The sequence below is a fragment of the Goekera deserti genome (assembly GCF_010685995.1).
In the GTDB taxonomy this organism is placed as follows: domain Bacteria; phylum Actinomycetota; class Actinomycetes; order Mycobacteriales; family Geodermatophilaceae; genus Goekera; species Goekera deserti.
Window position 1 is genome coordinate 307,606 of sequence record NZ_JAAGWK010000010.1, and the last position, 17,361, is coordinate 324,966.

Annotated in this window: 18 protein-coding genes; 9 read left to right on the plus strand and 9 right to left on the minus strand. The window is 76.5% G+C overall.

The features are described from left to right. Positions 1-104: 104 nt before the first annotated feature. Entirely contained in the window at positions 105-944 is an 840-nt protein-coding gene (locus tag G1H19_RS08800; protein WP_152729938.1) for an alpha/beta fold hydrolase, read from the plus strand. Further along, entirely contained in the window at positions 941-2,728 is a 1,788-nt protein-coding gene (locus G1H19_RS08805; RefSeq protein WP_162392776.1) for a putative bifunctional diguanylate cyclase/phosphodiesterase, read from the plus strand. Before G1H19_RS08800 ends, G1H19_RS08805 begins: the two co-directional genes overlap by 4 nt. Here the strand turns inward: G1H19_RS08805 and G1H19_RS08810 are convergent. Beyond that, a complete protein-coding gene (locus G1H19_RS08810; RefSeq protein ID WP_152729939.1) occupies positions 2,662-3,495 on the minus strand; it encodes an alpha/beta fold hydrolase in 834 nt (277 codons plus the stop codon). The genes G1H19_RS08805 and G1H19_RS08810 overlap by 67 nt on opposite strands. A gap of 59 nt (positions 3,496-3,554) precedes the next feature. Here G1H19_RS08810 and G1H19_RS08815 point away from each other — a divergent pair, with 59 nt between their 5' ends. Together G1H19_RS08815 and G1H19_RS08820 are read left to right on the plus strand one after the other, a co-directional pair. Further along, the gene (locus G1H19_RS08815) at positions 3,555-4,103 is read left to right on the plus strand and encodes a GNAT family N-acetyltransferase (protein ID WP_152729940.1); all 549 of its coding nucleotides are present in this window, start codon (positions 3,555-3,557) and stop codon (positions 4,101-4,103) included. A gap of 15 nt (positions 4,104-4,118) precedes the next feature. Continuing rightward, positions 4,119-5,615, plus strand: coding sequence for a phytoene desaturase family protein (locus tag G1H19_RS08820; RefSeq protein WP_152729941.1), 1,497 nt, complete (start codon positions 4,119-4,121; stop codon positions 5,613-5,615). Positions 5,616-5,689: 74 nt separating this feature from the next. Here the strand turns inward: G1H19_RS08820 and G1H19_RS08825 are convergent, their stop codons facing one another. The 4 genes from G1H19_RS08825 to G1H19_RS08840 all read right to left on the minus strand — a co-directional run bounded on the left by G1H19_RS08825 (position 5,690) and on the right by G1H19_RS08840 (position 8,434). Then, complete coding sequence (locus G1H19_RS08825) at positions 5,690-5,866, minus strand: antitoxin (RefSeq protein ID WP_152729942.1); 177 nt, start codon at positions 5,864-5,866, stop codon at positions 5,690-5,692. Between the two features lie 80 nt (positions 5,867-5,946). Beyond that, the gene (locus G1H19_RS08830; RefSeq protein WP_235928069.1) at positions 5,947-7,446 is read right to left on the minus strand and encodes a leucyl aminopeptidase family protein; all 1,500 of its coding nucleotides are present in this window, start codon (positions 7,444-7,446) and stop codon (positions 5,947-5,949) included. 98 nt (positions 7,447-7,544) lie between these two features. Beyond that, positions 7,545-7,712 carry a DUF3117 domain-containing protein gene (locus tag G1H19_RS08835; protein ID WP_012947303.1) on the minus strand — a complete coding sequence of 56 codons (168 nt, stop codon included), beginning with the start codon at positions 7,710-7,712 and terminating at the stop codon, positions 7,545-7,547. Positions 7,713-7,852: 140 nt separating this feature from the next. After that, on the minus strand, positions 7,853-8,434 hold the full coding sequence (locus tag G1H19_RS08840) for a DNA-3-methyladenine glycosylase I (protein ID WP_152729943.1): 582 nt from the start codon (positions 8,432-8,434) through the stop codon (positions 7,853-7,855). Between the two features lie 26 nt (positions 8,435-8,460). Between G1H19_RS08840 and G1H19_RS08845 the strand changes: the two genes are divergently transcribed. Beyond that, positions 8,461-9,519, plus strand: a complete 1,059-nt coding sequence (locus G1H19_RS08845; RefSeq protein ID WP_162392777.1) for an NAD-dependent epimerase/dehydratase family protein — start codon at positions 8,461-8,463, stop codon at positions 9,517-9,519. 16 nt (positions 9,520-9,535) lie between these two features. Here G1H19_RS08845 and G1H19_RS08850 read toward each other — a convergent pair whose 3' ends face one another. From G1H19_RS08850 to G1H19_RS08860, 3 genes are all read right to left on the minus strand, one after another. Beyond that, the gene (locus G1H19_RS08850; protein WP_202925866.1) at positions 9,536-10,564 is read right to left on the minus strand and encodes a glycoside hydrolase family 43 protein; all 1,029 of its coding nucleotides are present in this window, start codon (positions 10,562-10,564) and stop codon (positions 9,536-9,538) included. Positions 10,565-10,634: 70 nt separating this feature from the next. Continuing rightward, positions 10,635-11,528, minus strand: coding sequence for a DMT family transporter (locus G1H19_RS08855; protein WP_162392779.1), 894 nt, complete (start codon positions 11,526-11,528; stop codon positions 10,635-10,637). Between the two features lie 114 nt (positions 11,529-11,642). Beyond that, positions 11,643-13,004, minus strand: coding sequence for a hypothetical protein (locus tag G1H19_RS08860; RefSeq protein WP_162392780.1), 1,362 nt, complete (start codon positions 13,002-13,004; stop codon positions 11,643-11,645). Between the two features lie 60 nt (positions 13,005-13,064). On the opposite strand from G1H19_RS08860, the gene G1H19_RS08865 reads away from it, so the two are divergent. Genes G1H19_RS08865 through G1H19_RS08880 form a run of 4 tightly spaced genes read left to right on the plus strand, consistent with a single transcriptional unit; the run spans position 13,065 to position 16,205 of the window. After that, a complete protein-coding gene (locus G1H19_RS08865) occupies positions 13,065-13,718 on the plus strand; it encodes a glycosyltransferase family 2 protein (RefSeq protein WP_235928070.1) in 654 nt (217 codons plus the stop codon). After that, a complete protein-coding gene (locus G1H19_RS08870) occupies positions 13,715-14,452 on the plus strand; it encodes a TIGR04282 family arsenosugar biosynthesis glycosyltransferase (RefSeq protein ID WP_152729945.1) in 738 nt (245 codons plus the stop codon). The genes G1H19_RS08865 and G1H19_RS08870 overlap by 4 nt, the downstream gene beginning before the upstream one ends. Next, complete coding sequence (locus G1H19_RS08875; protein WP_162392781.1) at positions 14,449-15,687, plus strand: molybdopterin-dependent oxidoreductase; 1,239 nt, start codon at positions 14,449-14,451, stop codon at positions 15,685-15,687. The genes G1H19_RS08870 and G1H19_RS08875 overlap by 4 nt, the downstream gene beginning before the upstream one ends. Then, positions 15,684-16,205 carry a hypothetical protein gene (locus G1H19_RS08880; RefSeq protein WP_152729946.1) on the plus strand — a complete coding sequence of 174 codons (522 nt, stop codon included), beginning with the start codon at positions 15,684-15,686 and terminating at the stop codon, positions 16,203-16,205. Before G1H19_RS08875 ends, G1H19_RS08880 begins: the two co-directional genes overlap by 4 nt. Before the next feature lie 4 nt (positions 16,206-16,209). On the opposite strand, the gene G1H19_RS08885 is transcribed toward G1H19_RS08880, so the two are convergent. Further along, on the minus strand, positions 16,210-17,220 hold the full coding sequence (locus G1H19_RS08885) for a LacI family DNA-binding transcriptional regulator (protein WP_152729947.1): 1,011 nt from the start codon (positions 17,218-17,220) through the stop codon (positions 16,210-16,212). Between the last annotated feature and the right edge of the window lie 141 nt (positions 17,221-17,361).

Here is a 17,361-nt window from a genome sequence, read left to right on the forward strand (position 1 = left end):
AGGTCCACCCCGTGTCGCTCGGCCCAGCCGGCCGCTGCGCCGATGAACCAGATGACCAACGCTCGAGAACAGGGCGCAGCAGTCGAACGCCCCGAGGCGGTCAGATGTCAGTCCCAGCAGTCACCCGGCCGTCCAGCAGCGTGGCCACCCGGCACAACGTCGTCATCACCGGCCGCCCCGACGGCCCCCCGATCGTGTTCGCCCACGGCTTCGGCTGCGACCAGGACATGTGGCGCGGCGTGGTGCCGGCCTTCACCGACGACCACCGCGTCGTCCTGTTCGACCACATCGGCGCCGGCAGCTCCGACAGCTCGGCCTGGGATCCGGTCCGGCACGCCGGCTTCGACGGCTACGCCGCGGACATCCTGGCCATCTGCGAGGAGCTGGACCTGCAGGAGGTCACCCTGGTCGCGCACAGCGTCAGCACGATGATGGCCGCGATCGCCGCCATCGCCCAGCCCGGCCGCTTCCGCCAGCTGGTGCTCGTCGCGCCGTCGCCCTGGTACCTCGCCGACCCCGCGGACGGCTACGACGGCGGCTTCACCCCCGAGGACCTCGCCGACCTGCTGGAGTCCCTGGACAGCAACTACTTCGCCTGGTCGGAGTCGCTCGCCCCGGTGATCATGGGCACCCCCGACCAGCCCGAGCTCGGCGACCAGCTGACCGCCAGCTTCTGCCGCGCCGACCCGGACATCGCCCGGCGGCTCATGCGCACCGCCTTCACCACCGACTTCCGCCCCCTGCTGCCGCAGGTGGGCGTCCCGACCGTCGTCCTGCAGTGCCGGGACGACGCCATGGCCCCGCTGTCGGTGGGCGACCACGTGGCCGACCGGATCCCGGACGCGACGCTGGTGCGCCTGGAGGCCATCGGCCACTGCCCGCACGTCAGCGCACCCGCGGAGACCGCCGCGGTCATCCGTGCCCACCTGCTCGGGACGCCGTGAACGCACCGGCACCCGCCGGGTCCACCACCGCGACCGGGCGGGACTTCGAGGAGCTGTGGCAGAACGCCCCGAGCGCCCACCTGCTGCTGGGCGACGACGGGCTCGTCCAGGCGGTCAACGCCACGTTCACCGCCTGGACCGGGCACACCCCCGCGGCCGCGCTGGGCACCCCGTTCGCCCAGCTGCTGCCGGCCGGTGACCGGATCCTCTGGACGACCCGGTGCGTCGCCCAGCTGACCGCCACCGGCCGCGTCGCGGAGGTGTCGGTGCAGGTGCGCGGAGCCGACGGCGCCCGCCACCCGGTGCTGATGAGCGCCAGCCGGGTCACCACCGCCGCCGGCCCCGAGGTGCGCATCACCCTGGTCGACGCCCAGCAGCGCCGCCGCTACGAGCAGGAGCTCCTCTCGGCCCGGCGCAGCGCCGAGGAGCGGGCCGCGCAGATCGCAGAGGCCGAGGCCGGACTGCAGGCCCTGGTGCACCGGGACTCCCTCACCGGCCTGCTCAACCGCCCGGGGCTGCGGCGCGCGCTGAACACCCGGCTGACCGCGCCCGGCGGCACCGGCCCGGACGACGCCGTGCCGACCGTGCTGTTCATCGACCTCGACGGGTTCAAGACCGTCAACGACGACCTCGGGCACGCCGTCGGCGACCAGCTGCTCCAGGTGCTCGGCGCCCGGCTGACCGCTGCCGCGCGCGCCGGGGCCGCCGTCGCCCGGTTCGCCGGAGACGAGTTCGTGGTGCTCGACGACCTCCCGCCGTCGGCAGCGCCGGCGGTCGCCGAACGCCTCCTGGCGGCGCTGGCCGAGCCGGTCGAGCTGGCCGGCGTCGAGGTGGTCCCGACCGCGAGCATCGGCATCGCCGCCGCCCTCCCGGGTGCCCCCGATGAGGCCGGAGCGACCGCGGAGCTGCTGCTGCGCCGAGCCGACACCGCGATGTACCGGGCCAAGGCCCAGGGCCGCGGTCGTTGGGCCGCGCACCAGCCGGGCGACAGCGACCCGGCGACCGACCGGCTGACCCTGCTCGAGCAGCTGCGCGTGGCCCTCCGGGACGGCGAGCTCCGGGTGCACTACCAACCCCGGGTGCACGCCGCCACCGGCCGGACGGCGGGCGTCGAGGCGCTGGTGCGCTGGCAGCACCCGACCCGCGGGCTGCTGCCGCCGTCGGCCTTCATCGACGCCGCCGAGGACTCCGGCCTGATCCGCGAGCTGGGGGCCTGGGTGCTCCAGGAGGCGGTGGAGCAGGTGGTCCGCTGGGACCGGGCCGGTGGCGACGCCGCCGGCCTGCACGTCTCGGTCAACCTGTCCGCCCGCCAGCTGGCCGAGACGGGGCTGGCCGACCGGGTCGCCGGCGTCCTCGCCCGGGCCGGGCTGCCCGCCGCACGGCTGGTCCTGGAGATCACCGAGACCGCGCTGATGAGCTCGCCGGAGCTGGCACTGCGCACCCTGGAGCAGCTCGGCGCCGTCGGGGTGGACCTGGCCGTCGACGACTTCGGCACCGGGTACTCCAGCTTCACCTACCTCAAGCAGTTCCCGGTCGACGAGCTGAAGATCGACCGCTCGTTCGTCGCCGGCCTCACCACCGGCGTGGGCGACCGGGCCATCGTGGCCAGCTGCGTCCACCTGGCCCATGCCATGGGGATGATCGCCGTCGCCGAGGGCGTGGAGACCGCCGAGCAGCGCGATGCGCTGGTGGAGCTGGGCTGCGACCAGCTGCAGGGCTACCTGTTCGACCGGCCGCAGCCGGCCGACGTGCTGTTCCCGCCGCTGCCGGTGGGCGTCGCCTGACCCGACCCGTCGGCGGCGCGCACCTCACCGACCAGCCGGGCCAGCGCGCCGGGTGCCGAGAACGGCACGCCGTGCGCCGCACCCGGCACGACCCGCAGCACCGCACCCGGCACCAGCGCGGCCAGCCGCTCGCACCACGCCTGCCCGCTCACCGGGTCCCGCGCGCCGCGCACCACCGTGGTCGGCACCCGCATCCGGGCGGCCGGCACCTCGACCGGGTCGCGGAGCACCGCGGCCTGCACCCGCAGCATCCGCAGCGGCCCGGCACGCAGGTAGTCCAGGGCACCCACGGCCCACAGGCCCGGGTGCTCGCGCGGTACGTCGGCGACCAGCCGCAGCACCTGACGGGCCACCGTGGGCGCGGCCGGGTCCCGGGTGGGGCCGACCAGCACCAGGGCCCGCACCCGGGCCGGCTGCCGAACGGCCACCTCGCAGCACACCTGCGCGCCCAGGGAGTGCCCGACCAGCACCACGTCGTCCAGCCCGAGCGCGTCCAGCCAGGCGGTGAGCGCCGCGGCCAGCTCCGCGGCGGTGACCACCCGCCGCCCGCCGCGGGTGCGGCCACAGCCCGGCAGGTCGGGGGCGAGCACACGACCCTGCCCGCACAGCCGGCGGAGCAGCCGCAGCATCGACCGGCTGGACATGCCCAGCCCGTGCACCAGCACCACCGGCACCCCGCCCCGGCCGCGCTCCCGGTGGAAGAGCGACGCCGAGCGACCGGGCGCCCACTCCAGCGGTGTGCGGCGCGCACTGCCCGGCCACCGCACCGGGTCACGGTAAGGGCAACTCGCTCGCCCCTGCTCCTCGGCGCTCCTACCCTGCGCGCATGGCCGACGAGCCGATCACCTTCCGCCCGCTGCGCCGCAGCGACCTCCCGCTGCTGGCCGGCTGGCTCGCCGAGCCCCTGGTGCACCGGTGGTGGCACGACGAGCACGACCCGGCCACCCTGGAACGCGACTACGGGCCCTGCATCGACGGCGCCGAGCCCACCCAGGTGTTCCTCGCCGAGCAGGCCGGCCGACCGTTCGGGCTGATCCAGCGCTACGAGATCACCTCCTACCCCGAGGACGCCGCCGAGCTCGACGCCGTGTACCCCGTGCCGCCCGGCGCCATCAGCGTGGACTACCTGATCGGCGAGCCGGCCGCGCGCGGACGCGGGCTCGGCGGCCGGATGGTCGCCGCGTTCGTGGAGCTGTGCTGGGCGGCCCACCCGCACGCGCAGGACGTCGTCGTGCCGGTGGCTGCGGGGAACGCCGCGTCGTGGCGCAGCCTGGAGGCGGCCGGTTTTGCGCGGGTCGCCGAGGGCGGGATGACCCCGGACAACCCGGTCGACCCACGCGACCACGTCGTCTACCGGCTGCGCCGCCCGGACTGACCTACCGTGGGCCGCATGTCCCGGGTCGTCGTCATCGGGTCGGGGCTGGGCGGGCTCGCCGCCGCGGCCCGGCTGGCCGCCGGCGGGCACCAGGTCACCGTGCTGGAGCAGGCACCCCAGGTGGGCGGCAAGCTCGGCTGGTACGCCCGCGACGGGCACGGCTTCGACACCGGCCCCAGCCTGGTCACGCTGCCCCAGGTGCTGCGCGACCTGTTCACCGCCACCGGCGCACCGCTGGAGAGCGAGCTGGACCTGCTCCGGCTGGACCCGGCCACCGGCTACCGGTTCGCCGACGGCACCCGGCTGCAGCTGCCCGGCGACCCGGCCGGCATCCCGGCCGCCCTGGACGACGCCCTCGGCGCCGGCGCCGGCACGCAGTGGACGGCGTTCCTGGACCGCGCCGAGCGGATGTGGCAGGCCACCGAGCAGCCGTTCCTGCGCTCCCCGCTGGCCGGCGCGGCGACCCTGGCCCGGCTGGCCCGCAGCACCGGCGACGTCGCCACGATCGCGCCCTGGCGGTCGCTGCGCGGGCTCGGCTCCGGGTACCTGCAGCACCCGCACCTGCGCACCCTGCTGGACCGCTACGCCACCTACTCCGGCTCCGACCCGCGGCGCGCCCCGGCGGCGCTGGCCACCGTGCCCTACGTGGAGCAGGCGTTCGGCTCCTGGTACGTGCGCGGCGGGCTGCGCCGGGTGGCCGAGGCGGTGGCCCGGCGGGCGGCCGACCGGGGTGCCGAGCTGCGCACGTCGGCGCCGGTCGCCCGGGTGCTCACCGAAGGCGGTCGTGCCCGGGGCGTGCAGCTCGCCGGTGGCGAGCGGATCGCTGCCGACGTCGTGGTGTCGAACGCGGACGCCGAGGCGCTGTACGCCGGGCTGCTGCCGGCCGGCGCCCCCGTCCGGGCGGCGCGGGCGCAGCTGGCCCGGACCACCCCGTCGTTCTCCGGCTTCGTGCTGCTGCTGGCGCTGCAGGGCCGCACGCCCGGGCTGGCGCACCACACGGTGCTGTTCCCGCAGGACTACGACGCCGAGTTCGACGCGCTGTTCGGCCGCGGCGGCCCGCCCCGGCCGGTCGCCGACCCGACCGTCTACGTGAGCGCCCCCGACGACCCCGCCACCCGCCCGGACGACGACAGCGAGTCCTGGTTCGTGCTGGTCAACGCACCGCGGCACGAGCCGGGGCGGGGCGTGGACTGGGACACCCCGGGGCTCGCCGACTCCTACGCCGACCGGGTGCTCGCGGTGCTGGCCGAGCGCGGGCTGGACGTGCGGTCGCGGGTGCGCTGGCGGGTGGTGCGCACCCCGGCCGACCTGGCCCGGGACACCCGCAGCGTCGGCGGGTCGATCTACGGCACGTCCAGCAACGGTGCGCGGGCGGCGTTCCTGCGGCCGGCCAACGCCTCACCGCTGCCCGGGCTCTACCTGGTCGGCGGGTCCGCGCACCCCGGTGGCGGGCTGCCGCTGGTGCTGCTGTCCGCCGAGATCGTCACCGGTCTGGTCGGCCCGGCCCGGTAGGGCGCGTCAGCCAAGAGCGGCGGCCGGGCCGCGACCACGTTCACGGTCGCCACCCGGCCCGTCCACCCGATCGGCTACTGGTCGCCGATCTTGCCGTCGAGCAGGTCCCGGCCCTTGTCGATCTGGGCGTCGTGCGTGCCACCGGTCCGCTGGTCGGCGAAGTCGCCGGCCTTCTCCAGGCCCTGGTCGCTGACCGTCTCGCCCTTGTCGCTGTTCAGGAAGTCCTTCGCCTTGTCGGCCAGTCCGGCCATGGGGTGCTCCTCACGTCAGCATCGCGCCGGGTGACGCGACGTCCCTGCGACCGTGCCCCCGATGCACCGGTCTCAACCGGTCAGGCGACGGCCACCTCGGCGTCGGTCGGCGCGCCGGCCTCCAGCCAGCGCAGCAGCGTGCGGGTGGCGAACCCGCTGCCGCCCTTGACCACCTCCGCGTCGTCGGCGGCGGCGCGAGCGGGTCCGGCGACGTCCAGGTGCGCCCACGGCAGGTCACCGGCGAACGGCTGCAGGAACAGCGCCGCGGTCGTGGCGCCGGGGTCGCCCGGGGCGTTGTTCGCGTCGGCGACGTCGGAGTGCAGCTGCGCCCGCAGGTGCCCGACGTGCTCCTCGGTCAGCGGCATCCGCCACAGGCGCTCACCGGTGTGGGAGGCCGCGGCCTGCAGCGCACCGGCCAGCCCGTCGGTGCCGGCGTACAGGCCCGCGGTGCGGGAGCCGAGCGCGGTGGACACCGCCCGGGTCAGCGTCCCGACGTCGACCAGCACCGAGGCGCCCAGCTCCAGTCGCGCCCAGGCCAGTGCGTCGGCGAGCAGCAGCCGACCCTCGGCGTCGGTGCGGCGCACCTCGGTGGTGCGCCCGCCGACGTGCCGGACGACGTCGCCCGGCCGGTAGCCGCCGGCGCCGACGTGGTTCTCCACCAGCGGGACGACGGCGGTGACCCGCACCGGCAACCGCAGCCGGGACGCGGCGTCCACCGCGGCGAGCACGGCGGCTGCCCCGGCCACGTCGGTGTGCGCGTGCCGCATCACGGCGGTGGTCGCGATCGAGATGCCGCCGGTGTCGAAGGTGGTGCCCGCACCGACCAGGACCGGGTGCCCGGCGCCTGCGCCCGGCGGGTCGTAGCGGGCGACGACCACGCACGGCGGCGAGGCGGAGGCGCCGCCCACGGCCAGCACGCCGCCGAAGCCGCCGGCGGCCAGGTCACCGGCGCCCAGCACGGTGACCTGCACGTGCTCGGCGGTGAGCCGCTCGTGCACCCGCTCGGCCACCCAGCCGGGGTCCTTGGTGCTGCCGGGCGTGTTGACCAGGTCCCGGGCCCAGGCCACCGACCCGGCGGTAACCCGGCCGGCCTGCGCGGCGGCGACGACCTGCGGCTCGCCGGCGCAGGCGGTGACGACCAGCACCTCGGCGAGGCGGGGTGGGTGCGGGGTGGAGGTGTGCCGGAACCGGTACCCGGCCAGCAGCGCGGCCTCGACGACGGCGCGCACCCCGTCGGCACCCGCCCGGGAGTCCACCGGCAGCACGAGCCGGCGCGCGCCGTGCTCGGCGAGGGTCTGCCCGCGCCGCACGGCGACCCCGGTGGCGCTGCGCAGGTGCGGCAGCGTCGCGTCGCCGACGCCGACGGCCACCAGCGACCGTGGCCGGCGCCCGGGCACCGGCACGTTGGTGATCCCGCCCGGCTTGCCGCCGTTGCCGGTGTCGGCCAGCGCGCCGGCCAGGAACCCGGCGTCGACCGGCCCGTGGGCGGCGAACCAGGTGGGCAGGGCACCGGCGGCGCCCACCGGCACGGCCAGGACGTCGTCCTCGGCGAACTCCGGCAGGTCGGTGCGCAAGTGCACCTGCGGGAACGGCGCGGCCCCGGCCGCCGGCGTGGTGCCGGTGGTCGGGGCCGTGTCGTCTGCCGCGGGGCTGCCCGGGGGCAGGCTCGCGGCGGCGCTCAGCTCGTCGCGCCCTTCAAGGCCTCGGAGAGGGCTGCTGCCTCGTCGGGCGAGAGCTCGACCACCAGCCGCCCGCCACCTTCGAGAGGGACGCGCATGACCAGGCCGCGGCCCTCCTTGGTGACCTCGAGGGGACCTTCACCCGTGCGCGGCTTCATGGCCGCCATGCGTGCCTCCTTCACCGGCCACCCGCGAACCGGTGCGGCCGCGGTGTGGCGTTGGTCGTGCAATTGCCTCAGCTGTACGCCCCATTCTCCCGCATGCCCCGGCAACGACCAACCGGGGGCCCGAGCGGGTGACCCCGTGCTCACCTGGACGGGTGGTCGGCACCGCCGGCGCGCCAGCAGCCGGCCACGTGGTCGTCGACCATCCCGGTGGCCTGCATCAGCGCGTACGCCGTGGTCGGGCCCACGAAGCGCAGACCGCGGCGGCGGAGCTCGGTGGCCATGGCGGTCGACTCGGGCGTGATGGCCGGGACCTCGGCGAGCGTGCCGGGCCGGGAGCGCGGACCCGCGGGGGCGAAGGACCACAGCAGCTCGTCCAGACCGACGTCCAGCTGCTGCACCACGCGCGCGTTGGCGATCGCGGCCAGCACCTTGGCCCGGTTGCGCACGATCCCGGCGTCGGCCATCAACCGCTCGACGTCCGCGTCGTCGAAGGCCGCCACCGCGTCCACCCGGAAGCCGGCGAAGGCGGCCCGGAAGGCGGGGCGCTTGCGCAGGATCGTGATCCAGCTCAGCCCGCTCTGGAACGCCTCCAGGCACAGCCGCTCGAACAGCGCGTCGTCCCCGTGCACCGGCACGCCCCACTCCTCGTCGTGGTAGCGCACGTACTCGGGCGCGCTGGTCGCCCAGCCGCAGCGGGGCAGGTCGTCGGCGGGGCGCTCCATGGGGCGTGAAGCTAGCGTCTGCACCCGTGAGGGTCCTGATCACCGGAGGAGCGGGCTTCATCGGCTCGCACGTCGTCGCCGCCTGCCGCGAGGCCGGGCACGAGGTGCGGGTGCTCGACGCGCTGCTGCCCGCCGTGCACCCGCCCTACCCCGACGGCCCGCCCGGCACCGAGGGCGTCGACGTCGTCGTCGGCGACGTCCGCGACGCCGACACCGTCGAGCGCTGCCTCGACGGCGTGGACGCCGTCTGCCACCAGGCGGCGATGGTCGGCCTGGGCATCGACGTGCAGGACATGCCCAGCTACGCCGGCATCAACGACCTGGGGACGGCGGTGCTGCTGGCCGGCATGGCCCGGGCGCAGGTGTCCCGGCTGGTGCTGGCCAGCTCGATGGTGGTCTACGGCGAGGGCCGCTACGAGTGCCCGGAGCACGGCGTCGTGCCCGCCGCCCCGCGCCGCCGCGCGGACCTGGACGCCGGCCGCTTCGAGCCGCCGTGCCCGGTGTGCGGCGCACCGCTGGCCTGGGGCGAGGTCGGCGAGGACACCCCGCTGGACCCGCGCAACACCTATGCCGCGACCAAGCTGGCCCAGGAGCACCTGTCGGCCGCGTGGGCCCGGTCCACCGGCGGCGGCGCGGTGGCGCTGCGCTACCACAACGTCTACGGCCCGCACATGCCCCGGGACACCTTCTACGCCGGGGTGGCCTCGATCTTCCGCAGCGCGCTGGAGGCCGGCCGGGCGCCGTCGGTGTACGAGGACGGCGGCCAGATGCGCGACTTCGTGCACGCCACCGACGTCGCCCGGGCCAACCTGCTGGCACTGGAGGCCGACCCGCCGGACGCCGCGCTGCGCGCCTACAACATCGCCTCCGGCGTGCCGCACACCGTCGGCGACATGGCCCGGGCGCTGGCCGACGCCTTCGGCGGCCCCGACCCGCAGGTCACCGGCGAGTACCGGATCGGCGACGTGCGACACGTCGTCGCCTCCCCCGCCCGGGCCGGGACCGAGCTGGGCCACACCGCGCAGGTCGCCTTCGCCGACGGCATGCGCGAGTTCGCCACCGCCCCCCTGCGCCCGGCCCCCTGACAGGGCAGCAGCGCCCTCAGGCCTCGGGGACGCCGAAGTCGGGGGTGCCGTCGGCAGTCCAGCGCAGCTGCTGGACCCGGGTGTTGCGGTTGGGGTCGAACAGCGGGTCGCCGTCGATCTGCTCGTAGTCCCGGGAGTGGTAGACGAACAGGTCGCTGCCGTCCTCGGCGACGGTGAAGCTGTTGTGCCCGGGCCCGTACTGGCTGGTGGCCGGGTTGGACCGGAACACCGGCTGGTCGGACTTCGTCCAGCTGCCCGGGTCGAGCAGGTCGGCGTCGGCCGGGGCGGTGAGCAGGCCCATGCAGTAGTTGGCGTCGGTGGCGCTGGCGGAGAACGAGCAGAACACCCGGTCGCCGCGGACGATCACCGCCGGGCCCTCGTTCACCCGGAAGCCGATCGTCTCCCACTCGCGGCTGGGCACCGCGATCCGCGCCTGCTCGCCGGTCAGCGTGGCCGGACCGGACATCGCGGAGATGTAGAGGTTGGTGCCCGGCCCGACGGCGTCCTCCTGCTGGGCCCACACCAGGTAGCGGGTGCCGCGGTGGGTGAACGTCGTCGCGTCCAGGGAGAAGCTGTCCCACGCGGTCTCGATCTGCCCGAGCACGCTCCACCCGGCGGTGAGCGGGTCGGGCCCGTCGGCGACCAGCACGTAGGGCCGGATGTGGAACTCGTCGTCGGCGTCCCCGGCGGCGAAGTACACGTGCCACACGCCGTCGACCAGGTGCAGCTCGGGCGCCCAGATGTAGCCGCCCATCTGCCCGGTGCCGGGCCGGGTCCACAGCGTGCGCTCCTCCGCCGTCCGCAGACCCTCGACGGTGTCCGCGCCGCGCAGCACGATGCGGTCGTACTCCGGCACCGAGGCGGTGAACAGGTACCGGCCGTCCTCGGCCCGGACGACGAACGGGTCCGCCCGCTGCCGGATCAGCGGCTCGGCCGGGTCGTAGCCGTCGTCGCCGTCCGAGCCGGTGGTCAGCGCCACCGTCGACGCCACCGCCGCGGCACCCAGCAGCGCACCGGCACCGATCAGCACCGCACGCCTCGACACACCTCGACCTGACCGCCCACCGTCGTCCACACCGTCTCCCCGCACCGGGTGCGACCCACGTCGCACTCCCTCACACGGTAGGTCGGTCCGCGACCGTCTCCGAGACCGGTGCGTTCCGGCGGGTGGCGAGCACGCACCCGACCAGGGTGACCGGCAGCCCGACGGCCAGGCCCAGCGTCAGCGGCTCGTCCAGCAGCAGGACGCCGAGCAGCACCGCGACCACCGGGTTGACGAAGGTGATCACCAGGGCGCGCTGCGGGCCGGTCTCCCGGATCAGGGCGAAGAACAGCACCAGCGCCGCCGCGGTGCAGACCAGCCCCAGCCCGGCCAGCGAGGCCAGCGCCCCGGTGGAGGCGTCCAGCACCTGGGCGGTCTGCGGCAGCGCGAACGGGGCGTAGACCAGCGCGGTGACGGTGAGCGCGATCGCGCTGGCGGCCACCCCGGGCACCTCCGCCAGCGCCCCGTTGACCACCATCGGCGCGGTCGCGTACCCGATGATCGACAGCACCAGAGCGCCCAGGGCGGGCAGCTGCGCGCCGTCCAGGTCCAGGCCCAGCAGCAGCGCGATGCCGAGCACCCCGAGCGCCAGCCCGGCCAGGCGCACCGCGTCCAGCCGGTCGGTGTCCCCGGACAGGCGGGCGGTCAGCACCGCCACCAGCGGCACGCCGGCGATGGCCAGCCCGACCAGCGAGCTGGTGAGCGTCTGCTCCGCCCAGCTGATCAGCAGCCATGGGCCGGTCATCTCCAGCACGGTGAACAGCAGCAGCGCCCGCCAGTGCCGCAGCGCCGGGCGCAGCTGCCCGCGGGCGATCGTCCACGGCAGCAGCAGGGCGGCGGCCAGCGCGCACCGGACGAACACCACCGCGGCCGGCGACACCTCATCCACCGCCACCTTGATCAGCAGGTACGGCAGCCCCCAGATCACCGACATGGCGAGGAACAGCACCCAGCCGCGCCGGCTCACCGCACCCACCTCGACCGGACACCCGCTGCTGGACAGCCGCCACACGACACCCGGCCATCATGACCCGGCACCGGCCGCCGACCCGCGCTCACCCGCCGGGCCGGTCCGCAGGGCTCACCACTCCGTCCGCACCACGACCTCGACGGCGACCGCCAGCACCGCCGAGGCGGCCAGCCAGACCCGCCGGTGCCGGGCCGGCAGGAAGGCGGCGGCGACCGCGATCCACACGTAGAACGGCAGCCAGATCCGCTCGGTCTCCCCGCGCACCAGGCCGGTGGCGTCGCTGACCAGCAGGCCGGCGAGCGCGGCCAGCGGCACCACGGCCAGCCGGCTGCGGCGCAGCGCGGCCAGCCCGCCGACGACGGCCGGCCCCAGTGCGACGGCGGCAGCCGCCAGGTTGGAGAACACGAAGTAGCCCAGCGGGCGGTCGGCGTACGACGGGCCCGAGCGCACCCGGTCGTCGGCGGCGGCCAGACCGTCCAGCCACCAGTACCCCCCGGCGGCGAACAGCGCCACCACGGCCAGCACGCCGACCCCGCCGACGGCGAGCACCCGCAGCACCCCGGCCCAGCCCAGCCGGGGCAGCTGCACGGCGACCACCGCGATCGCCGTCAGGCCCAGCGCGGCGAGCCCGAAGGAGAGGAAGAGCGCCAGCCCCAGCAGCAGCCCGCCGCCCAGCGCGCACAGGTCGCTGCGCCGGCCCGGCGCGCGGGCCGCAGCCGCCGCCAGCAGGGCGATGCCCCAGGCCGAGACGCCGGCGAACAGCGCGTCCGCGCTGGTGGCCACCCACAGCACCAGCGGCGCCAGCACCAGGAACGGCGCGAGCACCCGGGCCCGCTCCTCGTCGGCCACCGCCCGCACGGCCACCAGCACCGCCGGCACGGCCAGCACCCCACCCGCGATGCACAGCGCGGCGGCCCAGCCCAGGCCGGTGAGCCCCAGCCGGTCCAGCGTCACGAAGGCCAGCAGGGCACCGGGTGGGTGACCGGCCACGTGCGTCGTCCAGGGGTCGGCGGAGTCGGCCGGCACCGAGTCGGTGAACGTGGCCAGCAGCCGACCCACCGACCCGACCCGGGGCACGTCGTGCGGGTACTCGAAGCGCGAGGCCAGCGGCTCGGTCAGCCGGTGCGTGCCGCTGGTCAGGGCGAGCACCACCGCCCACAGTGCCGCGAGCGCCGCCGACCCCGGCAGCAGCACCCGCCACGGCACCCGCGCGGCCAGGCCCGGCCCGAGCAGCACCACGGCCAGCCCGACGACGACCGGGCCCACCACCCGGCCCGACCAGACGACGTCGAAGCCGCCGCGCAGCACGTACCCGCCGAGCAGGTGCAGCGTCACGCCGTCGGCGGCCAACCGGGAGCCCTGCCAGCCGATGCCCAGCACCGCGAGACCGGTGAGCAGCACCGCCATCAGTGGCAGCGACCGGCGGGACGGCGACGCCGCGACGGCCGGCGCCGGCGACACGGAGGTGCTCACGCGCACCGAGGGTAAGCGCCGGACCTCCGCCGCACGGCCGGGCTGGGTACCGTCCGCGGGGTGCCCGACGTCGTGTTCCCCTGCCTGGACGAAGCCGGCGCCCTGCCCTGGGTGCTGACCCGGCTGCCCGCGGGCTACCGGGCGATCGTCGCCGACAACGGCTCCACCGACGGATCCGCGCAGATCGCCGCCGACCACGGCGCGCTGGTGGTGCACGTGCCGCAGCGGGGTTTCGGCGCGGCGGCGCACGCCGGGCTGGAGGCGGCGACCGACGAGGTCGTGTGCTTCTGCGACGCCGACGCCTCGATGGACCCGGGCGACCTGCCGCTGGTCGCCGACCCGGTGCTGGCCGGCACCGCCGACCTGGTCCTCGGCCGCCGCCGCCCCAGCCACCGCAGTGCCTGGCCGCCGCACGCGAGGGTGGCCAACACCGCCCTCGGCGTGCTGATGCGCCGGCGCACCGGCCTGTCCCTGCACGACCTGGGGCCGATGCGGGCCGCCCGCCGGGAGGCCCTGCTCGGCCTGGGCATCACCGACCGGCGCTTCGGCTACCCGCTGGAGATGGTCACCCGGGCCTCGGACGCCGGCTGGCGGGTGCGGGAGGTCGACGTCGACTACCACCCGCGCGCGGAGGGCACGAGGTCCAAGGTCACCGGCACGGTCCGCGGCACCGTGCGGACCGTGCGCGACATGCGCCGGGTGCTGGCCCGATGACCACCCTCCCACCCGAGGACGACGCCGACACCCCGCCCGACGTCGACGCCGAGCTGCTCGCCGACGCGCAGCTGCTGGTGATCACCAAGGCACCGGTGCCCGGCCGCAGCAAGACCCGGCTCACCCCGCCGTGCACCCCGCTGCAGGCGAGCCGGATCGCGGAGGCCGCCGTCGGGGACACCCTGGACGCGGTGCGCGCCACCCCGGTCGGGCGCCGCGTGGTCGCGCTGGACGGCGACCCGGGCGCGCTGGACCTCTCCGGCTGCGACGTCGTGCCCCAGGTGGAGGGCGACCTCGGCACCCGGCTGGCGGCCGCCTTCGCCGCAGCGATGCCGGGCGACGACCCGGCCGCGACCCTGCTGATCGGCATGGACACCCCGCAGGTCACCCCGGACCTGCTCGCCGACTGCCTGGACCAGCTGCTGTCCGCCGGGCCCGGCACCGCCGTCCTGGGCGGGGCACCGGACGGCGGCTGGTGGGCCCTCGGCGTGCACTCCCCCGGCGCCGCCGCGGTGTTGCCCGCCGTGCCGATGAGCCGCGACGACACCGCCGCGCTCACCCGCGCGGCGCTGGAGCGGGCCGGGCTGGAGGTGCTGGACCTGCCCGTGCTCACCGACGTCGACCACTTCCCCGACGCCCTGGCCGTGGCCCGGCTCTGTCCCCCGGGCAGCCGCACGCACCGCGTGGTCGGCGAGGTCGCCGCCGAGCTCGCCGACGGGGCCGGTCCCGGGTGACCCCCGCGCTGGACCGGCTGCTCGGCGCGCGCCTGCCCGACCCGCCGGAGGCGCTGCGCCGCGGACCCTTCCGGGACGGCGCGTTCACCAGCCCGCTGCACTCCGAGCGCCGCGCCTCCCGGGTCGGCGTCTGGCTGGGTGCCGCGTTCGCCGTCTGCTTCCTCACCGGGCTGCTCAGCCACCTGGTGCAGCAGCCGCCGTCCTGGTTCGTCTGGCCGGCGTCGCCGTCCTGGCTGTACCGGGTCACCCAGGGCACCCACGTCGCGGTGGGCATCGCCGCCGTCCCGCTGCTGCTGGTGAAGCTGTGGGGCGTCTACCCGGCGCTGTTCGCCTGGCCGCCGGCCGCCACCCCGGCCCGGCTGCTGAGCCGGCTGTCGCTGCTGGTGCTGGTCGGCGCGGCCACCATGCAGCTGGCGACCGGGCTGATCAACATCTCCGAGTGGTACCCGTTCGGCTTCTTCTTCACCGCCGCGCACTACTGGACGGGCTGGATCGCCATCGGCGCGGTCGGCGTGCACGTGGCCGCGAAGGCACCGGAGATCCGGCGCGGCCTGGCCCGCCGCGGCTCGCCGGGCTCGGTCGCCGGCCTGACCCCGGAGCAGGCCGCCGAGCTCACCGCCGTCGACGACGCCGCCGAGACCGCCGCCGTGCCGCGCCGGGCCTTCGTGCTGGCCACCGGCCTGGGCGTCGGCGCCGTCACGCTGGCCACCGTCGGGCAGTCGCTGTCCCCGCTCGGCCAGGTGTCGCTGCTCGCCCCGCGCATCCCCGGGGTCGGTCCGCAGGGGCTGCCGGTGCGCCAGACCGGGCGCTCGGCCGGCGTGCTGGAGTCCGCCGCCGACCCGGGCTACCGGCTCACCGTCGAGGGGCCGACGCCACTGCGGCTGACCCTGGCGGACCTGCAGGCCTTCCCGCAGCACACCGAGCGGCTGCCGATCGCCTGCGTGGAGGGCTGGAGCGCCGACGCCACCTGGACCGGGGTGCGGCTGGGCGACGTGCTGGCGGCGGCCGGTCTGCCCCGGGACACCGAGGTGACCGTCGAGTCGCTGCAGACCGGCGGGCTGTACCGGGTGTCCACGGTGGCCCCGCCGCACGCGCGCAGCCCGCGCACCCTGCTGGCGCTGCAGCTGGCGGGCGAGCCACTGGACGTCGACCACGGCTCCCCGGTGCGGCTGATCGCACCGAACCGGCCCGGCGTGATGCAGACCAAGTGGGTCACCCGGGTGGCCCCGGCATGAGCGGACCGGACGCGGCCCGCCCGGTCGCCTCGGCGCTGCGCGGGCCGTGGTGGCGCTGGCTGTTCCTGCTGCCCGGCCTGGCCGCGGTGGCCTACGGCACGGTCGGGCTGCTCGGCGCCGGCGGCCGGGTGCCGCTGCTGCCGTGGGCCACCTGGTTCGTCGGCAGCGCCCTGGTGCACGACCTGCTGATCGCGCCGCTGTGGATGGCCGGTGGCTGGCTGGTGGCGCGGTTCGCGCCCCGCGCGGCCCGGCCGGCGGTGGTCACCGGGGCACTGGTCAGCGGCGTCCTGGTGCTGGTGGCGCTGCCCTTCGTGCTGGGCTACGGCTACGAGCCGACCAACCCCTCCTTCCTGCCGCGGGGCTACGGCCGGAACCTGCTGGTGCTGGTCGCCGCGGTGCTGGCGGCGTCGGTGGTCTGGGCGGTGGTCGCCGTGCGGCGCGCGCCGTCGTCGCCGGAGCCGTCGTCGCCGGAGCCGTCGTCGCCGGAGCCGTTGTCCCCCGGGCCGCCGTCGTCCTGAGCGGTCAGCGGGCCGGGATGCCCGCGCCCGGGGGCGCGGTCGAGGCACGCACCACCAGCTCCGACGGGACGACGACCGGCGGCCCGTCGAACCAGCCGCCGTCGGCCTCGACCCGCTCCAGCAGCACGTCCACGCAGCGCCGGCCCACCTCGGCGAAGTCCTGGTGCACGGTGGTCAGCGGCGGGCAGAGGAACTCGGCCTCGGCGATGTCGTCGAAGCCGACCACGCTCACGTCGTGCGGCACCGAGACCCCGGCCTCGGTGAGCGCCCGGACGAGCCCCAACGCCATGTGGTCGTTGGCGCAGAACACGGCCGTCACCCCGGGGTGCTCGGCCAGCAGCCGGCGGCCCGCCTCGTGGCCCGACCGCGCGCTCCAGTCACCCGGCAGCGCCGGGCGCACGGCGACGCCGGCGGTCACCAGGGCCTGCTGCCAGCCCTGGTGCCGGGCCGAGGCCTCGATCCAGTCCTCCCGGCCGCGCACGTGCACCACCTCCCGGTGCCCGAGCTCCAGCAGGTGCACCGTGGCCTGCACCGCGCCGTCGACCTGGTCGACCACCACCGACGGCAGGCCGGGCACCGCCCCGCCCTCCACGGCGACGGCCGCGAGGTCGGCGGGCAACCCGCCCATCACCCGGACGGCGGCCCGCTGCGGGGCCAGCACGACGACGCCGGTGACCGACTGCTCCAGCAGCCGGCGCAGCGCGTCGGAGAACGCGTCCTCCTCCGGGTCGGGAACGGTGGCCATGTGCACCACGTACCCGCGCGCCCGGGCGGCCTGCTCGATGCTGAACAGGGTGCGGGCCGGGCCGTACAGCGTGGTGTCGAAGGCGATGACGCCGATCGTGTCGGTCCGCCGGGTCGCCAGGGCGCGCGCGGTGAGGTTGCGCCGGTAGCCGAGCTCCAGCATGGCGTCGAGCACCCGGACCCGGGTCTCCTCCCGCACGTGCGGGTGGTCGTTGAGCACCCGGGAGACCGTCTGGTGCGAGACACCGGCCAGCTGGGCGACGTCGATCATGACCGCCGGGCGGCCGGCGCGGCCCTGGCCCGCCCGAGCGGGCCGGGGACTCTCAGGACCCGGGCCCGCCGGGTCGGGCAGCGGGGTGTCCACGCTCAGACCGCGCCGGGCGGCCGCGCGGCTGGGGACGTGGAGACGCTC

Coding starts and splice junctions, on each gene's coding strand:
- G1H19_RS08880 (WP_152729946.1), top strand. CDS start 15,684: ATGAGCGGACCGGACGCGGCCCGCCCGGTCGCCTCGGCGCTGCGCGGG.
- G1H19_RS08885 (WP_152729947.1), bottom strand. CDS start 17,220: ATGATCGACGTCGCCCAGCTGGCCGGTGTCTCGCACCAGACGGTCTCC.
- G1H19_RS08825 (WP_152729942.1), bottom strand. CDS start 5,866: ATGGCCGGACTGGCCGACAAGGCGAAGGACTTCCTGAACAGCGACAAG.
- G1H19_RS08815 (WP_152729940.1), top strand. CDS start 3,555: ATGGCCGACGAGCCGATCACCTTCCGCCCGCTGCGCCGCAGCGACCTC.
- G1H19_RS08800 (WP_152729938.1), top strand. CDS start 105: ATGTCAGTCCCAGCAGTCACCCGGCCGTCCAGCAGCGTGGCCACCCGG.
- G1H19_RS08820 (WP_152729941.1), top strand. CDS start 4,119: ATGTCCCGGGTCGTCGTCATCGGGTCGGGGCTGGGCGGGCTCGCCGCC.
- G1H19_RS08870 (WP_152729945.1), top strand. CDS start 13,715: ATGACCACCCTCCCACCCGAGGACGACGCCGACACCCCGCCCGACGTC.
- G1H19_RS08840 (WP_152729943.1), bottom strand. CDS start 8,434: ATGGAGCGCCCCGCCGACGACCTGCCCCGCTGCGGCTGGGCGACCAGC.
- G1H19_RS08835 (WP_012947303.1), bottom strand. CDS start 7,712: ATGGCGGCCATGAAGCCGCGCACGGGTGAAGGTCCCCTCGAGGTCACC.